Here is a 14,787-nt window from a genome sequence, read left to right on the forward strand (position 1 = left end):
TCTCAGGCCACATGAGACGGGCCCGGACCCCTGAGGGGTGCGGGCCCGTTTTCAGTTCAAGGAGGATCATCGTGGTACGGCTCCGCCTCGACCTCGCGTACGACGGGACCGACTTCTCCGGATGGGCGAGGCAGCCGGGACGCCGCACGGTCCAGGGCGAGATCGAGCAGGCACTGGGCCGGATCCTGCGCCTCGATGGGCCTGCCATGCTGACCGTGGCCGGCCGTACCGACGCCGGGGTGCACGCGCGCGGCCAGGTCGCCCACGTGGACGTGCCAGATGGCTCGCTGGCCGAGCTCGACGGCAACCGCGGGCCGCTGAGCGTCGATGAGCGGCTCTCTGCGCTTGTCAGACGGCTCGGTGGGGTGTTGCCCTCAGATGTGCGTGTATATCGCGTCTCCGTGGCTCCTGAGGGCTTTGACGCCCGTTTCTCGGCGATGTTCCGGCGGTACGCGTACCGGGTGAGCGACGCGATGGGCGGCGTCGACCCGCTGCGGCGGCGTGAGGTGGTCTGGCACAACCGGTCCCTGGACGTCGGCGCGCTGAACGCGGCGGCGGCGCGGCTGCTCGGGGAGCACGACTTCGCGGCGTTCTGCAAGAAGCGCGAAGGGGCCACCACGATCAGGGAGCTGCAGCGGCTGGAGTGGGTACGCGAGCCGGACGGGGTGCTGGTGGCGACCGTCGTGGCGGACGCGTTCTGCCACTCGATGGTGCGGGCGCTGGTCGGGTCGCTGCTGGCGGCCGGCGACGGCAGCCGGCCCGTGGAGTGGCCCGGCGAGGTGCTGGCGCGGGCCGTACGCGACTCGGGCGTGCACGTCGCGCCCGCGCACGGGCTGTGCCTGGAGGAGGTCGGCTACCCGGCGGAGGCGGAGCTCGCCGCGCGGGCCGAGGCCACGCGGCGAGTGCGCACTGCTGCTGATCGCCCAGCTCCGCTCGGGGGACTGTGACTGGCGTCAGCCCTTGGTGACGCGGCGTTCGAGGACGAGTGAGGTCTGGTCGCGCAACGCCTGGCTCACCTTGGGTAGCGTCTTGTCCTTCGACTCGGGCGTGTGGCCGTCGGCGTACGTGGCGTAGCTGAAGACGATGTAGCGGCCCCACACCATGCCGGCCGCGTAGCCGCCCGCTATGTGCACCCGCTCGCCGCCTGAGCCCGCGGCGCCGGGGAGCGGGCGGAACCAGATGTTGCGGGTGAGGTTCTTGGCCTGGTCGGCGGCTGCCGCCGCGTCCTTGTCCGGTAGGACCGCTATGCCGGTGGTGACGGCGTAGCGGCGCTTGCTGTCGACGTACGTGGCCCTGAGCACGCGACCGCACTTCTGCTCCTTCAGCGCGTCGGCGAAGGCCCCCATGGCGACCTTGTCGCAGCTCGTCTCCATGTCGGCCTTGACCCTGGTGAACGTCGTGCCCGCCGCGCTCACCTTCTTCTTCGGGAACGCCTCGGACAGTGACAACTTCTGCGGGTCGGTCTGCTCGGAGTTGAGGATCGACGTGCCGCCGGCAGCGTCTGTGGGCCCGGTGGACGGCAGCTCGGAGCTCGCCTGCCCGGACGCGCTGGGCCGGGCGGCGACCGTGGTGGGCGCGGGGGAGCTCACGGCCTGGTAGGCGAAGAACCCGCCGGTGGCCACCCCGGCCAGGGCGAGGGCGCCCAACGTGACGAACAGGGCGCGCTTGCTCCTGCCGGGCGGTGCGGGCGGCGGGGGCGGGGTCTGGAACGGAGGCTGTTTGAACGCTCCAGTCGGGTACGCGGGGCCGCCACCTGGGGGAGGCGACTTCTGCCCCCAGGTGTCCCGGGGAAACGGGAGGTCGGGCAGTTTGGCCTCGTCGGGCGAGGTCGGCGGCCAGACGGCTACGTCGCCGGGCTCCGCCGGCCGGACCAGCGCGTTGGCCGGGTCGGAGAGCGAGATCGGCGGAGTGTCGCGTTTGGCGGCTTTGGGGTCGAAGTAGTGGGCCGGTTGCCTGGTGTTGTGGGGGGACTTCTCCGGTGGTCCTGCGGGGCCCTCGTGGGCCAGTGGCCGGGTCTCCTCCTGCGGCGGGGCGACCGGGGCGGCGAGGGGGACGCTGCTCGCCTGCTTGGACGGAGGGGCGTCGTCCGGCTTGGCGGCGCCGGAGGCGGGCGAGTGCTGAGTGCCTTCGGGCTGCTGCGGGGAGGCGGCTCCTGCGTTGGGAGCGGCTTCCTGAGCGGACGGCTGGGCGGACGCTTGCTGGGCGGACGCCTGTTGGGCCGCTTCCTGTCGCGCTGTTTCCGGGTCGGAGTAGTGGGCCGGGCCGGTGAAGCCCTCCGGGTTGGTGGCGTTCGGGTCGAAGAGGGCGCCCGGCTCGTCGTTGTCGGGCTCGGCCACCAGCTCGCCCGTTGCGGCGGGCCAGGGCGGCATGGCGTGCGGGTCGCTGATGGGCGCGGGCCATGCCGGCATGCCCGCCGCGGCGGCGGTGAACGCCGGCGGGGGCTCCCAGGGCGGCGCGCCGGGCACGATGGGCTCGCCTGGCCAGGCGCCGGGCTCCGCATCCGCCTCCGGCTCGGCCCACGGCCGGATCGTGCGTGCCTGGTCGGCCCTCTCCCGATCGACCGGCGGATGCTCCGACTGGCCGGAGGGCGTGCGACCTGGGCGGTCGGCTGGTGGGAGGCCTGGGCGGGCCTGGTCGGAGAGCGGGATGAACGGCCGTAGCCCGCCCGGCCGGGTGGGCTCGGCTTCGTCGGCGAACCAGTCGTACGGTGCGGCGTCGTCTGCCGAGATCTCCCACGGCTGCGTGCCGGGCGGCTCGTCCGGATCGGGCAGGTCCGGCGGCGGTCCCTGGAAGATGGGAATGGCAGGCCGCTCCCCGGCGTCCGGCGCCTTGCCGGGCGGGCTGGACGCCGCGTCGTCGGCGGAGTCACTTGCCGCGTCCTCGGCGGTACTACGCGCCGCGCCATCGGCGGAGCCGCGCGCTGCCTCGTCGGCAGGAGCGAACGCCGATGGCGTGTCTTGCCCGCTGGTCTGCCCGAAGCTCGGCGGTGGCGTCACTGGGGCGGCCGAGTCATCGGCTTCCCTGCGATCGTGCTCGGACCCGGGTTCCTGGCCACGCATAAGGGGGAGCCTAGCGAGAGTAGCGAGATCGTTATGTCGGTATGAGCGTTCCCAGAGGGATCCCGCATCCCGTTTGGCTGCCTAACGCGCTCAAAGACCGATTCGCTACAGGGGGCTTCCGGTCAGCGTTCGGTTGTCCAGGGCCTTGAAGACCGTCGCCTTGGTGATGTCGTTGATGGCGGCGAAGAGCTGCTTGGAGCCCTTCTTGTCCGGCTTTGTACCGTCCTTGTTCTGGAACCAGACCATGATCGCGTAGTGGCCGTGCGTCCAGATCTTGGCCCCGCCGGCACCCGAACCGAGCTGTTTGGTGACACTGTCCTTGCCTGCCAGCGGCTTCACGTAGTTGGTCGTGCTGCCGACCTTGGCCACCTTGGCCGCGGACTTGCTGGTCTTGAGGTTGGCCACGCCGATCGTGCCGATCACCTTGCCGGACTTGTCGCGGAAGCTCGCGCGTACGAGCTGGGTGCACTTGCCGGACTTGAGGGCCTTCTTCAGTGCGTCGCCCAGGGCGCCGTCACTGCACTTCTTGTCCTTGCTGGTGATCGTCATCTCGTACGCCCGGCCCGAGACGGTGAACTTCTTCTTCTTGCCGAAGATCTCCTTGACCGTGATCGGCTCGGGGTCCGTGGAGCGCTCGGCCGCGAAGCCGTACTTGCCGGGAGGGGCCGACGGGAGCGGCGCGGAGGTCTGGCGCGGGGTGGAGGTCTGGGCGGTGACGGGCCCGTCGGCGTTCCACATCAGCACGAGGCCGCCGCCGAGCAGGCCGAGCACGGCGATGCCGCCGATGGCGAACCACAGCGGGGCGCGCGAGCGCGGGCCCTCGTCGTACGGGCTCCAGCCGACCCGGCTCTGCGGCGCCTTGTCGGACCTGCTCTGAGACGTCTTCTCGGACTTGCTCTGAGGCGGCTCGTCGGAGTCACCGGCGGCGCGCTCCTTGCGGGAACGGCGGGAACGCTTCGGAGCTTCGGCGCCACCGGGAGCATCCGGCTCGCCGGGCCCGTCCAGCCAGCCCGGACCGTCCGGGCCACCGGGCGCGGGGGGACCGGCGTGCGAGCCTGGAGCTCCTGGGCCGCCGGGGCCGCCCGGGCCCTCAGGGCCGCCGGGAAAGCCGGGACCCCCCGGGCCCTCAGGGCCGCCGGGAAAGCCCTGAGCAGGGGGAACACCCGGACCGCCCGGCGTGCGGGGACCGCCTTGAGCGCCCCGGCCGTTGCCCGCAGGTTGGAACATGCTCCCCATCCCGTAGGGGGCGCCGTTTTCACGTCCTTCGGGAAAACCCATGCGGCGACATTACCGTGATGTTCGTCATCGGGTTCCGAAGTCCTGAGTCCACCATGGCCCGTCCGAGCCTGACGCGACGCCCACGCCGATGGCCTTCAGGTCGCAGTCGAGGATGTTCTTGCGGTGGTCACGGCTGTCGAGCCAGCCGCGCACCGCCTCTTCGGCGGTGCTGTATCCGGCGCCGATGTTCTCCGCGGCGCCCCAGTGGTATCCGGCGCGCTCCATCCGGTCCCACGGGGAGGAGCCGTCGGGGGAGTTGTGGCCGAGCTGCCTGGTGCTCGCCATCTCCAGCGAGTGCGTACGCGCGGAGCGGGTGAGCGCCGCGTCCACCCTGAGCGGCCCGCAGCCGTGCCTGGACCTGGCGGAGTTCGTGAGCGAGACGACCTTGGCCGCCAGTCCCGGCAGCACCTGCACGCCGGTGCTGCCGTCGCTGAGCATCGCCGGGTTGTCCTGGCTGTTGAACCCGGGGATCTGGCCCTCGGGCGTCCTGGTGACCCTGGGAGTGGTCCTGCCGTGCGGCGTGCTCTTGGTGGTGAGCTTCCTGGGGATCATCTCGGCCTGCTGCTGCGCCTTCTTGGCCGCCGTCGGCGCGGGGTTGACGGTGGCGGCGGCGGGCGGGATGGTCTCGTTGAGGTAGACGTGGCGGGCCGGGTCGGCGTCGTCGGTCAGCCGGCCGATCAGTACGCCCGTGAAGAGCACGGCCATGAGGCAGGCGAGCACCCCCAGGTGATTCCGGCGCCGAGCGCCTCGCTGGGTTGGCCGGGGGTGAGAGTTCTGCCACATACCGCCGCTAACGATAGGGATGTCTGGTCTTGGGAAAGAAGAGGTCCCAGGGAAACGAAACCGAACCGTTCTGCGGTCAGGTAAACTCACTCCGGGTTACCGGTCATTTTGACCTGCGCGCCTATGGGCGGGTAGCTTAGGTTCGTTGTGTGCATAGGTCCCGCGAGACCAATGCGCGGCGCGTCCGGCGTCATCTCCCGTGTTGCGGAGACGGAAGGTCCGGGCCGTCGTGTGCCCGCACCGACCGACCAATGTAGCTGTCACATCTGACAGCGCCGAAGACGCGAGCATAAAGAAGGCTACGACCGTGCGCACGTACTCACCGAAGCCCGCCGACGTCCAGCGTCAGTGGTACGTCATCGACGCGACCGATGTCGTGCTGGGCCGGCTGGCCAGCCACGTCGCGACCCTGCTCCGCGGCAAGCACAAGCCGATCTTCGCTCCCCACGTCGACACCGGTGACTTCGTCATCGTCATCAACGCGGACAAGATCGCGCTCAGTGGCAACAAGCTTGAGCAGAAGAAGGCGTACCGCCACTCGGGCTACCCGGGCGGTCTGCGTTCCGTCAGCTATGGCGAGCTCATGGAGAAGCGGCCGGACAAGGCCGTCGAGAAGGCCGTCAAGGGCATGCTTCCGAAGAACTCCCTCGGCCGGAAGATGGCGAAGAAGCTGAAGGTCTACGCGGGTTCCGAGCACCCGCACCAGGCCCAGCAGCCGGTGCAGTTCCAGATCACCCAGATCGCCCAGTAGTAGTTCGAAAGATTTAGAGGAGAACCGTGGCTGAGCCCACCGGTGTCGAGACGGCCGTCGTCGAGGCCGAGCTGGAGGAATTCTCCGGCGAGGACTTCCCGTCCGAGTACACCACCGAGTCCGCCGCCAGCGCCGACGCGCCCGTCCGCAAGCCCGTCACCACGGGCAACTCGTACGGCACCGGCCGCCGCAAGGAGGCGATCGCCCGCGTGCGCATCGTCCCCGGCACCGGCAAGTGGACGATCAACGGTCGTTCGCTGGACGTCTACTTCCCGAACAAGGTCCACCAGCAGATCGTCAACGAGCCCTTCGTGGTGCTCGGCGCCGAGGAGGCGTTCGACGTCATCGCGCGCATCGACGGCGGTGGCGTGACCGGCCAGGCCGGCGCGCTGCGCATGGGCCTGTCCCGCGCCCTGGCGATCCTGGACGTCGAGGTCAACCGTCCGCCGCTGAAGAAGGCCGGCTTCCTCACCCGTGACGCCCGCGCCACGGAGCGGAAGAAGTACGGCCTCAAGAAGGCCCGCAAGGCTCCGCAGTACAGCAAGCGCTAAATTGGCGCGCCTTTTCGGCACCGACGGGGTACGTGGGGTCGCCGGCCGCGACCTCACGGCGCAGCTCGCCATGGACCTTTCGGTCGCGGCGGCTCACGTCCTCGGCGATGCCGGCGCGTTCGCCGCCACCGGGCGCCGACCGGTGGCGGTCGTAGGCCGGGACCCGCGTGCCTCGGGAGAGTTTCTCGAGGCCGCCGTGGTCGCCGGCCTCGCGGCGTCTGGTGTGGACGTGCTACGCCTCGGCGTGCTGCCCACCCCGGCCGTCGCCCACCTCACCGCCGCGCTCGGCGCCGACCTCGGCGTCATGCTGTCGGCCTCGCACAATCCGGCGCCTGACAACGGCATCAAGTTCCTGGCCCGTGGCGGTTTCAAGCTGTCCGACGCGGTCGAGGACGAGATCGAGCGGCGGCTGGGCGATGAGTGGACCTTTCCCGTCGGCTCCGGCGTGGGCCGGGTGCGGGAGGCGTACGGTGAGGCCAACCGGTACATCTCTCACGTGCTGACCACGATGAGCGCCGCGCTCGACGGGCTCAGCATCGTGGTCGACTGCGCGCACGGGGCCGCGCACATGGTGGCTCCCGAGGCGCTGGTGCGCGCGGGCGCCAGGGTCGAGTCCATCGGCGCCCGGCCCGACGGCCTCAACATCAACGCCGGCCACGGCTCCACCCACCTGGACAAGCTCCAGCAGGTGGTCGTGTCGCGCGGAGCCGACCTCGGTGTGGCCTACGACGGCGACGCCGACCGCTGCCTGGCGGTCGACCACACGGGCGCGATCATCGACGGCGACCACATCATGGCCGTCCTCGCCGCCGCCATGCACGGCGAGGGCCTGCTGGCCAAGGACACCGTGGTGGCGACCGTGATGTCCAACCTGGGCTTCAAGCTGGCCATGCGCGAGGCGGGCATCACCGTGGTGGAGACCGCGGTGGGCGACCGTTACGTGCTTGAGCGCATGAAGTCCGAGGGCTACAACCTGGGCGGCGAGCAGTCGGGCCACGTCATCATGCTCGATCACGCGACCACCGGCGACGGCCTGCTCACCTCGCTCCACCTGCTGGGCGTGGTGGCCAAGTCGGGCGTGCCGCTGAAGGAGCTGGCCTCGGTGATGACGCCGATGCCGCAGATCCTGATCAACGTCAAGGGCGTGGACAAGGGCAAGGCCTCGGCGCCCGACCTCCTGGCCGCCGTCGCGGAGGCGGAGGCGGAGCTGGGGGAGACGGGCCGGGTCCTGATCAGGCCGAGCGGCACCGAGCCGATGATCCGCGTCATGGTGGAGGCCGCGTCGGAGGAGCACGCCACCCAGGTGGCGGACCGCCTCGCCGACGTCGTACGCAAGGTCTGCGCCTGAGCGTCTCTTCGTGACGGCCCGCGGGATGATCCCGCGGGCCGTTCGCTTATTCGTCTCCGGTGAGCGAGAAGACCCGCAACCGCTGGCCTGCCAGCAGGACGCCGACGACCGTGACGACGATGAGGGCGGGTACGGCGAAGCTCAGGGCGACGTCGGCCTGCAGGAAGGCCGAGTCGGAGAGCTGGTCGGCGATCGACTTCGCCCACTCCTGGATCGAGAACTTGCGGGCGCCCGGCATGAAGCCGCCCACCACGCTCTCCCAGACGAGGGCGTAGATGATGCCGATGGTCACCGCGTGCCGGGTGATGACGCCCAGCAGGAAGAAGACGGCGGCGTAGGCGACGCCGGCCACCAGGGCTCCCAGCGCGAAGCCCGGAGCGATGCCGTCCTCGTTGCTGACCAGCAGCCAGGCCGCGAGGTAGGTCGGCACGGCGCCGAACAGGGCCATCAGCGAGACCGCCACCAGGAACTTCGTCTGGACGATGACCGGGCGGGAGATCGGCTTGGACATCAGGTGGATGATCGTGCCGTCGTCGATCTCCGGGGCGATGACGCCCGTGCCCGCGATCAGGCCCAGCAGGGGCAGCATGGTGCCGATGCCGAAGCTCTGCACCAGTTGCACGGCCATCCTCTGGTCGTTCTCCCCGAGCACGCGGAACAGCACGGCCAGGCCGAGCAGCGCCAAGGGGAGCAGGAGCAGCAGGATGATCCGGCGGCGACCGAGCAACGCCCGGTACGTGATGCCCGCAACGACTGTGTTCATGGCCTCACTCCGTTCGGCGGCTCGGTCGCTGGTATCCGTCGCGGGTTCATCAGGTGCTCCGGTTGATCAGGTAGGAGAAGACGCTCTCCAGGTCCTCGTCCGCCGGGGAGACCTGGTGCAGGTGTACGCCCTCCGCCTGGGCCACCCGGGGGAGCAACCAGGCGAAGCGGCGGAACTCGGCGGCCTGGACCTCGATACCGTCGGGGCGGAGGGTGATGCCGCCCGTCGAGTGGTCGCGGATGAGGGCGGCGGCGAGCTTCCTGTCGTCGCTCGAACGGATCATGAACAGGTGGGGCCTGTCGGTCATCAGGCGCCGGATCTCGCGGAAGTTGCCCGACGCCGCGTGCCGCCCCGCCACCAGGACCTCGATGTGCTGGGCGACCCGTTCGACCTCCTCCAGGATGTGGGAGCTGAACAGGATCGTCTTGCCTGCCGTGCCCATGGCCCGGATCAGGTCCATGAGGTGGAGCCGCTGGCGGGGGTCCATGCCGTTGAACGGCTCGTCGAGCAGGAGCACCGGCGGGTCGTGGACGAGCGCCGCGGCCACCTTGACGCGCTGGCGCATGCCCTTTGAGTACGTCTCCACGCGCCGGTCCTTGGGCTCCTCCATCTCGACCGTCGCCAGGGCCTTGCGGGCCGCTTCGATCGGATTGCTCAGCCCGTGCAGGCGGGCGGCGGAGAGGACGAACTGCCACCCGGTGAGGAAGCCATACACGCCCTCCCGCTCCGGAACCAGACCGATATTTCGGTAGATGTGGTGGTTTTTCCAGACCTGAGTGCCGTCCAGCGTGACAGAGCCGCCTGACGGGGCCAGGAAGCCCGCCATCATGTGGAGGAGCGTGGACTTGCCTGCCCCGTTGGGGCCGAGCAGGCCCGTGACGCCAGGGCCGATCGTCATGGTGACGTCGTTGACCGCCACCACGTTGCCGTACCAGCGGGAAACCTGCGACAGCTCGATCTTCACCGCGAGGCCGCCTTCCTGTAGCGCAGCGCGAGGGCGACCAGGGCGAGCGCCACCAGCACCACGAGGATCGCGGCCGAGGCGGGCCCGCTCGGGTAGGCGGCGCTTTCGATGGAGTGCGGCGGGGTGCCGAACAGCCAGGACTGCACGGAGTCCACCAGCCAGAACGGGTTGGCCAGCCAGGCCCACGCGGCCGCGTCCTCGTAGCCCGAGCTGTAGAGCGTCCCGTAGATCATCGGCACCGAAGCCGACGACAGCAGGTAGACGGCGATCACCGAGGCCACCCCGAGCCCGCGCCGCGGCGTGAACGAGGCCAGCGCCAGCCCGAACGCCGACAGCAGCACGGCCAGCACCAGCGCCATGACCACCGAGCCGAGGTACTCCCCGGTGGCCGGCGGCCCGGGCATGTCCACCACCAGCTCGCCGACGTAGATCAAGGTCAGGGGCACCGCCACCAGCAGGAAGAGCGCCAGGGTCATCGCCGCGACCTTGGCGCCCACGTACTCGGCGATCGAGACCGGACGGGACAGGTAGAGCGGCAGCACGCGGTAGCGCAGGTCGGGCGCGACGACGGTGGGCGCCTGCGAGGCCAGGAAGACCGCCACCACAGCCTGCATGATGACGGCGAAGCCGCTGTAGGGGAGGATGCGCTGCTGGGCCAGGGCCATCGTCGCGATGGTCACGACGGCCGGCAGCAGCATGATGGTGAAGAGGGAGAACGGCATGATCTTGCTGCGGGCCGTGCGCCCGAGGCCGAAGATGCCGCGCAGGCTGTGGACGGTCAGCGCCCTGGTCGAGTAGCCGCGGCCGAGCCGGGGTCCATCGTAGTGGCGGTAGCCGATGTCGTAGATCTCAGACACCTGCGGCCTCCTCCCTGAAGACGTCCTCGATGCGGTGACGTCCCTGTTCGAGGCGGATGAGGCAGAGGTCCAGGTCGACGGCGGCGTCCCTGATCGCGTCGAACGTCTCTGTGCCGAGCACCTTGACCACCAGCAGGCGGCCCTGCTGGGAGACGGTCTGCCCGACCTCGGCCAGGCGGGCGGCCAGCGGCTCCAGGCCGTCCTCGACCTCGACCGTGACGGTCTGCGTAGCCTGGGTGAACTCGCCGATCGCCGACGAGCGCAGCAGCCGCCCGGCGTCGATGACGATCACGTGGTCGCAGATCCGCTCCAGCTCCCCCAGCAGGTGGGAGGTGACCAGCACACTGATGCCGAACTCGGTGCCGATGCGCCTGATCAGCGTCAGCATCTCGTCGCGGCCGCGCGGATCGAGGCCGTTGGTGGGCTCGTCGAGGAAGATCAGCTTGGGGTCGTGTACGAGAGCCTGGGCCAGCTTGACGCGCTGCTTCATGCCCGTGGAGTAGCCCCCGACGGCACGGTAGCGCTCTTCTGCCAGGCCGACGTGGCGCAGCACGTCGGCCGCGCGCTCGCGGGCGGCCGTGCGCGGCAGGCCGGACATCTGTGCGAGGTGGACGACCAACTCGGTGGCGGAGACGTCGGGCGGGAGGCACTCATGCTCGGGCATGTAGCCGACGAGCCTGCGGATCTCGGCGCCCTGCGCGGTCACGTCCAGATCGAGCACCTTGGCGGTGCCGCCGGTGGGCGGCAGCAGGCCGAGCAGGATCTTGATCAGTGTCGACTTGCCCGCGCCGTTCGCCCCGACCAGACCGGTGACCCCGGGCCCCACGGTGACCGTGAGTTGATCGACCGCGGTGACGGTGGGGAAGCGTTTGGTCAGCCCCTCGGTGGCGAGGATGTGCATGTGCCCGACCGTACCCGGCGGGCGGGGCCGCCGCCTCGTTCAGACGGATGAACGCCGTCCTACTTGAGGCCAGAATTTCCGCTGGACCAGCAGTGTGCCGGTGCCCGCGATGACCATGCCGAGGATGTTGACCGCCAGCTGCGACACCGAGCCGGCGACCTCCTTCCAGTCGGCGAGCGCCAGCGCGACGGCCACGTAGCCGGCCGCGGGCACCGTGGTGACCGAGATGAAGACGCCGACCAGGGCCGACGACTTGCCCGCCGTGATCGACAGCACCCCGGCCGCGCCGGCGAGCAGCGCCACGATGAACGACCACCGGTCGGGCTTGACGATGAACTGCACCTCCTCGTTCCTGACGAGGTGGCCGATGTCGATCCAGCCGAGCCAGTTCGAGACCAGCGCGCAGGCGAACGTGATCGCGATCGCCACCGTGAATCCGACGACCAGCGTCCTGAACGAGCCGATGACCAGGTGCCACCTGCGGTGCAGCAGCCCGAAGCAGATGGCCGCGACCGCGCCGAACTCCGGCCCGAGGACCATCGCGCCGACGATCAGGATGGGCGAGTTCTGCAGCACGCCGATGCCCGCGAGCTGGGTGGCGATGGCCAGGAACGTGAGGTACGCCCACGTGATGCGGGAGTCGGCGCGCACCTTGTGCGCCAGCTCCTCCCACACCACGGCGTCGTCGGGGTCGCCAGGCGCCTCGTCGACCGCGTCGGCCGCGGCCTTGGACAGCGACAGATCGACCTGCTCGATGGCGATGGAGCCCTCCGTCTCCAGCCACTTGAGCCTGTCCAGCACCTCGTTCGCCGACTCGCGGGCCGCGTCGCAGAGGATCACGTCGCCGACCGGCTCACGGGCCGCGCCGGGCAGGACGACGATGTTGGTGACGCCTGTGCAGTCCCCCAACACCGCCGTCGCCTCTTCGGTGCGTGCGGTGGGGCTGATCAGTCGAAGATGAAGCACGCAGGCCATTGTGGTCTATCTGAGGTTGACGCCGTCTTGTCCGAGTTCTCGGGGCGGTCAGGTCTGGCGGAGGCGTACTCGCCTGACCGAGTGGTCGGCGCCCTTCTGGAGCACGAGGTCGGCACGGCCCCTGGTGGGGGCGATGTTCTCGACCAGGTTGCGCTCGTTGATGTCGCGCCAGACGTTGACCGCGAAGGTGGTGGCCTCGTCGTAGGAAAGCTCCGCGATGTGCCGGAAGTACGACTTCGGGTCCTCGAAGGCGGTGCGGCGGAGCTTGTGGAAGCGGTCGACGTACCAGGTGCGGATGTCCTCGGCCTTGGCGTCCACGTAGATGGAGAAGTCGAAGTAGTCGTTGACCGCGAGGGCCGTGGGCGGGGCGGGTTGGAGGACGTTGAGCCCTTCGATGATCAAGATATCCGGATTTTTCACAACCTGAGTGGCGCCGGGCACTATGTCGTACTCCAGGTGGCTGTAGACCGGCGCGTGGGCCGCGGCCGTTCCTGCCTTCACCTCAGCCACGAACCTGACCAGCGCCCTGCGGTCATAGCTCTCCGGGAAGCCCTTGCGGTGCATGATGCCCTTGGACTCCAGCACCGCGTTCGGGTAGAGGAAGCTGTCGGTGGTGACCAACTCCACGTGCGGGTGCTCGGGCCAGCGGGCCAGCAGCGTGTGCAGCAGCCGCGCCGTCGTCGACTTGCCCACCGCGACGCTGCCCGCGATGCCCAGGATGTACGGGACGCGCTGCTCGGGATGGCCCAGGAACGCGCTCAGCACGCTGCTGCGCTGCTTGGACCCGGTGAAGTGCAGGTTGAGCAGCCGGGTGAGGGGGAGGTAGATGTCGGTGACTTCGGCGAGATCGATGGGATCATCGACGCCGCGAAGCTCTTCCAGCTCGTCTGCGGTGAGAGTCAAGGGCGTGTTCTTGCGGAGCTCGCTCCACTGCTCCCTGCTCAGTTCCACGTAGCCGTTGTTCACCTAGGCAGCGTAGCGATGAGCGACAAACCGGATCATGGCCGGGGCACTCCCCGCGAGATCCACAGCCTGTGGATAAAGACGGGGGATTACCGAGACTCAGTTCGGGGAAAGATGAGGCGTCTTGCTGAAAGACATATATGACGATGTGCCGGCGGCTACTGTTCGGGGCTGGGAGGTCTCATGGACCGTCGTCGCTTCATCGCCAATGTGATCGCCGTCGCCGGGCCTTTCGCCGGCGTCGCCTGCGCGGGCGCGCAGGGGGGCGTCAAGCCCGTGCCCGGGTACGGACGGCTGAAGCCGGTAGCCGACCTGCGTGACGGGAAGGTGCGGCTGCACCTGCCCGACGGGTTCAAGTACCGCTCGTTCAGCGCCGCGGGCGAGAAGTTCAGCGACGGCTCGGCCGTGCCCGGCAGGCACGACGGCATGGCGGCCTTCTCGGGGCCGGACGGCAGCGCCATCCTGATCCGCAACCACGAGGTCAACGGCCCCGTCGGCGCGTTCGGCGACAAGGCCAAGGCGTACGACCCGATGGCCGGGGGCGGCACCTCGACCCTGCGCGTCACCCGCTACGGCGAGGTGATCAAGAGCGCGCCCTCGCTGAACGGCACCATGATGAACTGCTCGGGCGGTCCCATGGCGTGGCGGGCCTGGGTGAGCTGCGAGGAGACGGTCAACGGCCCCGACGTGGCCGACGACTTCTCCGGCGGCGACAACTCCAAGCTCACGCAGAAGCACGGCTACCTCTTCGAGGTGCCGGTCAACCGGGCCGCCAGCGCCAGGCCGATCAGGTCGGCCGGTCGGTTCCCGCACGAGTCGGTGGCGTTCGACCCCTCGACGGGCGCGCTCTACATGACCGAGGACAACTTCTCCTTTCCCTCCGGGTTCTACCGGTACCTGCCGCCGAGGCACCCCGTCCAGGCCGGCCGGCTGCTCGACGGCGGCAGGCTGCAGATGCTCGCCGTCAAGGGCGCCAAGCGCAAGGACCTGTCCGCAGGGCAGCGGGCGGGTACGGCGTACGAGACGGTCTGGGTGGACATCGACGACCCCGACCCGGCCTTCACCGGCAAGCCGGCCAACGACGAGGCCGTACAGGCCGTGGGCCGGCAGGGGCGCGAGGAGGGGGCGGCCATCTTCTCCAGGCTGGAGGGGGCCGTCTTCCACCAGGGCGTCGTGTACTTCGTCTCCACCCAGGGCGGGGACACCGCACCGGGCGACACGCCGCCGTCCGGGTTCGGGAAGGGGCGGGGGCAGGTGTGGGCGTACGAGACGTCGAGCGGGCGGCTCAAGCTCGTCTACGAGTCGCCGCGCTCGGCCGCGCTCGACCTGCCGGACAACGTGACCGTCAGCAGGCGCGGCACGCTCGTGCTGTGCGAGGACGGCGACGGCGACAACTACCTTCGCGGGCTCACGAAGTCGGGGGAGATCTTCGACTTCTGCCGCCTGGAGCCGATCTCCGGCGATTCGGGGGCGGAGTTCGCGGGCTCGACGTTCGGGCCCGGCGGCCACACGCTGTACGTCAACGTGCAGGCCAAACAGGGCAGGTCCTTGGCCATCTGGGGGCCGTGGGAGCGGGGGCTGTTCTGAGTACGCT

Annotated in this window: 14 protein-coding genes; 5 read left to right on the forward strand and 9 right to left on the reverse strand. The window is 69.8% G+C overall.

Features of this window, described 5'->3' with window-relative positions; genetic code table 11:
* Nucleotides 1-71: 71 nt before the first annotated feature.
* Entirely contained in the window at nucleotides 72-947 is an 876-nt protein-coding gene (truA, locus tag ABN273_RS01230; RefSeq protein WP_349446701.1) for a tRNA pseudouridine(38-40) synthase TruA, read from the forward strand.
* A 6-nt stretch (nucleotides 948-953) separates the two neighbouring features.
* Here truA and ABN273_RS01235 read toward each other — a convergent pair whose 3' ends face one another.
* The 3 genes from ABN273_RS01235 to ABN273_RS01245 all read right to left on the reverse strand — a co-directional run bounded on the left by ABN273_RS01235 (nucleotide 954) and on the right by ABN273_RS01245 (nucleotide 5,042).
* Nucleotides 954-3,059, reverse strand: a complete 2,106-nt coding sequence (locus ABN273_RS01235) for a hypothetical protein (protein ID WP_349446702.1) — start codon at nucleotides 3,057-3,059, stop codon at nucleotides 954-956.
* Nucleotides 3,060-3,164: 105 nt separating this feature from the next.
* The gene (locus tag ABN273_RS01240) at nucleotides 3,165-4,286 is read right to left on the reverse strand and encodes a hypothetical protein (RefSeq protein WP_349446703.1); all 1,122 of its coding nucleotides are present in this window, start codon (nucleotides 4,284-4,286) and stop codon (nucleotides 3,165-3,167) included.
* 75 nt (nucleotides 4,287-4,361) lie between these two features.
* Nucleotides 4,362-5,042, reverse strand: a complete 681-nt coding sequence (locus tag ABN273_RS01245; RefSeq protein ID WP_349446704.1) for a CAP domain-containing protein — start codon at nucleotides 5,040-5,042, stop codon at nucleotides 4,362-4,364.
* Between the two features lie 385 nt (nucleotides 5,043-5,427).
* Between ABN273_RS01245 and rplM the strand changes: the two genes are divergently transcribed.
* The 3 genes from rplM to glmM are packed head-to-tail and all read left to right on the forward strand — an operon-like array spanning nucleotide 5,428 to nucleotide 7,770.
* Entirely contained in the window at nucleotides 5,428-5,871 is a 444-nt protein-coding gene (gene rplM / locus ABN273_RS01250; protein WP_349446705.1) for a 50S ribosomal protein L13, read from the forward strand.
* A gap of 26 nt (nucleotides 5,872-5,897) precedes the next feature.
* On the forward strand, nucleotides 5,898-6,422 hold the full coding sequence (rpsI, locus tag ABN273_RS01255) for a 30S ribosomal protein S9 (protein ID WP_349446706.1): 525 nt from the start codon (nucleotides 5,898-5,900) through the stop codon (nucleotides 6,420-6,422).
* A gap of 1 nt (nucleotide 6,423) precedes the next feature.
* The gene (gene glmM / locus ABN273_RS01260; protein WP_349446707.1) at nucleotides 6,424-7,770 is read left to right on the forward strand and encodes a phosphoglucosamine mutase; all 1,347 of its coding nucleotides are present in this window, start codon (nucleotides 6,424-6,426) and stop codon (nucleotides 7,768-7,770) included.
* Between the two features lie 46 nt (nucleotides 7,771-7,816).
* Here the strand turns inward: glmM and ABN273_RS01265 are convergent, their stop codons facing one another.
* From ABN273_RS01265 to coaA, 6 genes are read right to left on the reverse strand one after another with little or no spacing between them, the layout of a single operon-like run.
* The gene (locus ABN273_RS01265; protein WP_349446708.1) at nucleotides 7,817-8,533 is read right to left on the reverse strand and encodes an ABC transporter permease; all 717 of its coding nucleotides are present in this window, start codon (nucleotides 8,531-8,533) and stop codon (nucleotides 7,817-7,819) included.
* 49 nt (nucleotides 8,534-8,582) lie between these two features.
* Nucleotides 8,583-9,497, reverse strand: coding sequence for an ABC transporter ATP-binding protein (locus ABN273_RS01270; RefSeq protein ID WP_349446709.1), 915 nt, complete (start codon nucleotides 9,495-9,497; stop codon nucleotides 8,583-8,585).
* A complete protein-coding gene (locus tag ABN273_RS01275; protein ID WP_349446710.1) occupies nucleotides 9,494-10,354 on the reverse strand; it encodes an ABC-2 transporter permease in 861 nt (286 codons plus the stop codon). Before ABN273_RS01275 ends, ABN273_RS01270 begins: the two co-directional genes overlap by 4 nt.
* Nucleotides 10,347-11,255 carry an ABC transporter ATP-binding protein gene (locus ABN273_RS01280; protein WP_349446711.1) on the reverse strand — a complete coding sequence of 303 codons (909 nt, stop codon included), beginning with the start codon at nucleotides 11,253-11,255 and terminating at the stop codon, nucleotides 10,347-10,349. The genes ABN273_RS01275 and ABN273_RS01280 overlap by 8 nt, the downstream gene beginning before the upstream one ends.
* 39 nt (nucleotides 11,256-11,294) lie before the next feature.
* Entirely contained in the window at nucleotides 11,295-12,221 is a 927-nt protein-coding gene (locus ABN273_RS01285; protein WP_349446712.1) for a DUF389 domain-containing protein, read from the reverse strand.
* Between the two features lie 57 nt (nucleotides 12,222-12,278).
* Entirely contained in the window at nucleotides 12,279-13,181 is a 903-nt protein-coding gene (gene coaA, locus ABN273_RS01290) for a type I pantothenate kinase (protein WP_349447165.1), read from the reverse strand.
* A 195-nt stretch (nucleotides 13,182-13,376) separates the two neighbouring features.
* Here coaA and ABN273_RS01295 point away from each other — a divergent pair, with 195 nt between their 5' ends.
* The gene (locus ABN273_RS01295) at nucleotides 13,377-14,780 is read left to right on the forward strand and encodes an alkaline phosphatase PhoX (protein WP_349446713.1); all 1,404 of its coding nucleotides are present in this window, start codon (nucleotides 13,377-13,379) and stop codon (nucleotides 14,778-14,780) included.
* Nucleotides 14,781-14,787 lie beyond the last annotated feature (7 nt).

Origin of the sequence: Nonomuraea sp. B19D2, assembly GCF_040137845.1 — a bacterium.
In the GTDB taxonomy this organism is placed as follows: domain Bacteria; phylum Actinomycetota; class Actinomycetes; order Streptosporangiales; family Streptosporangiaceae; genus Nonomuraea.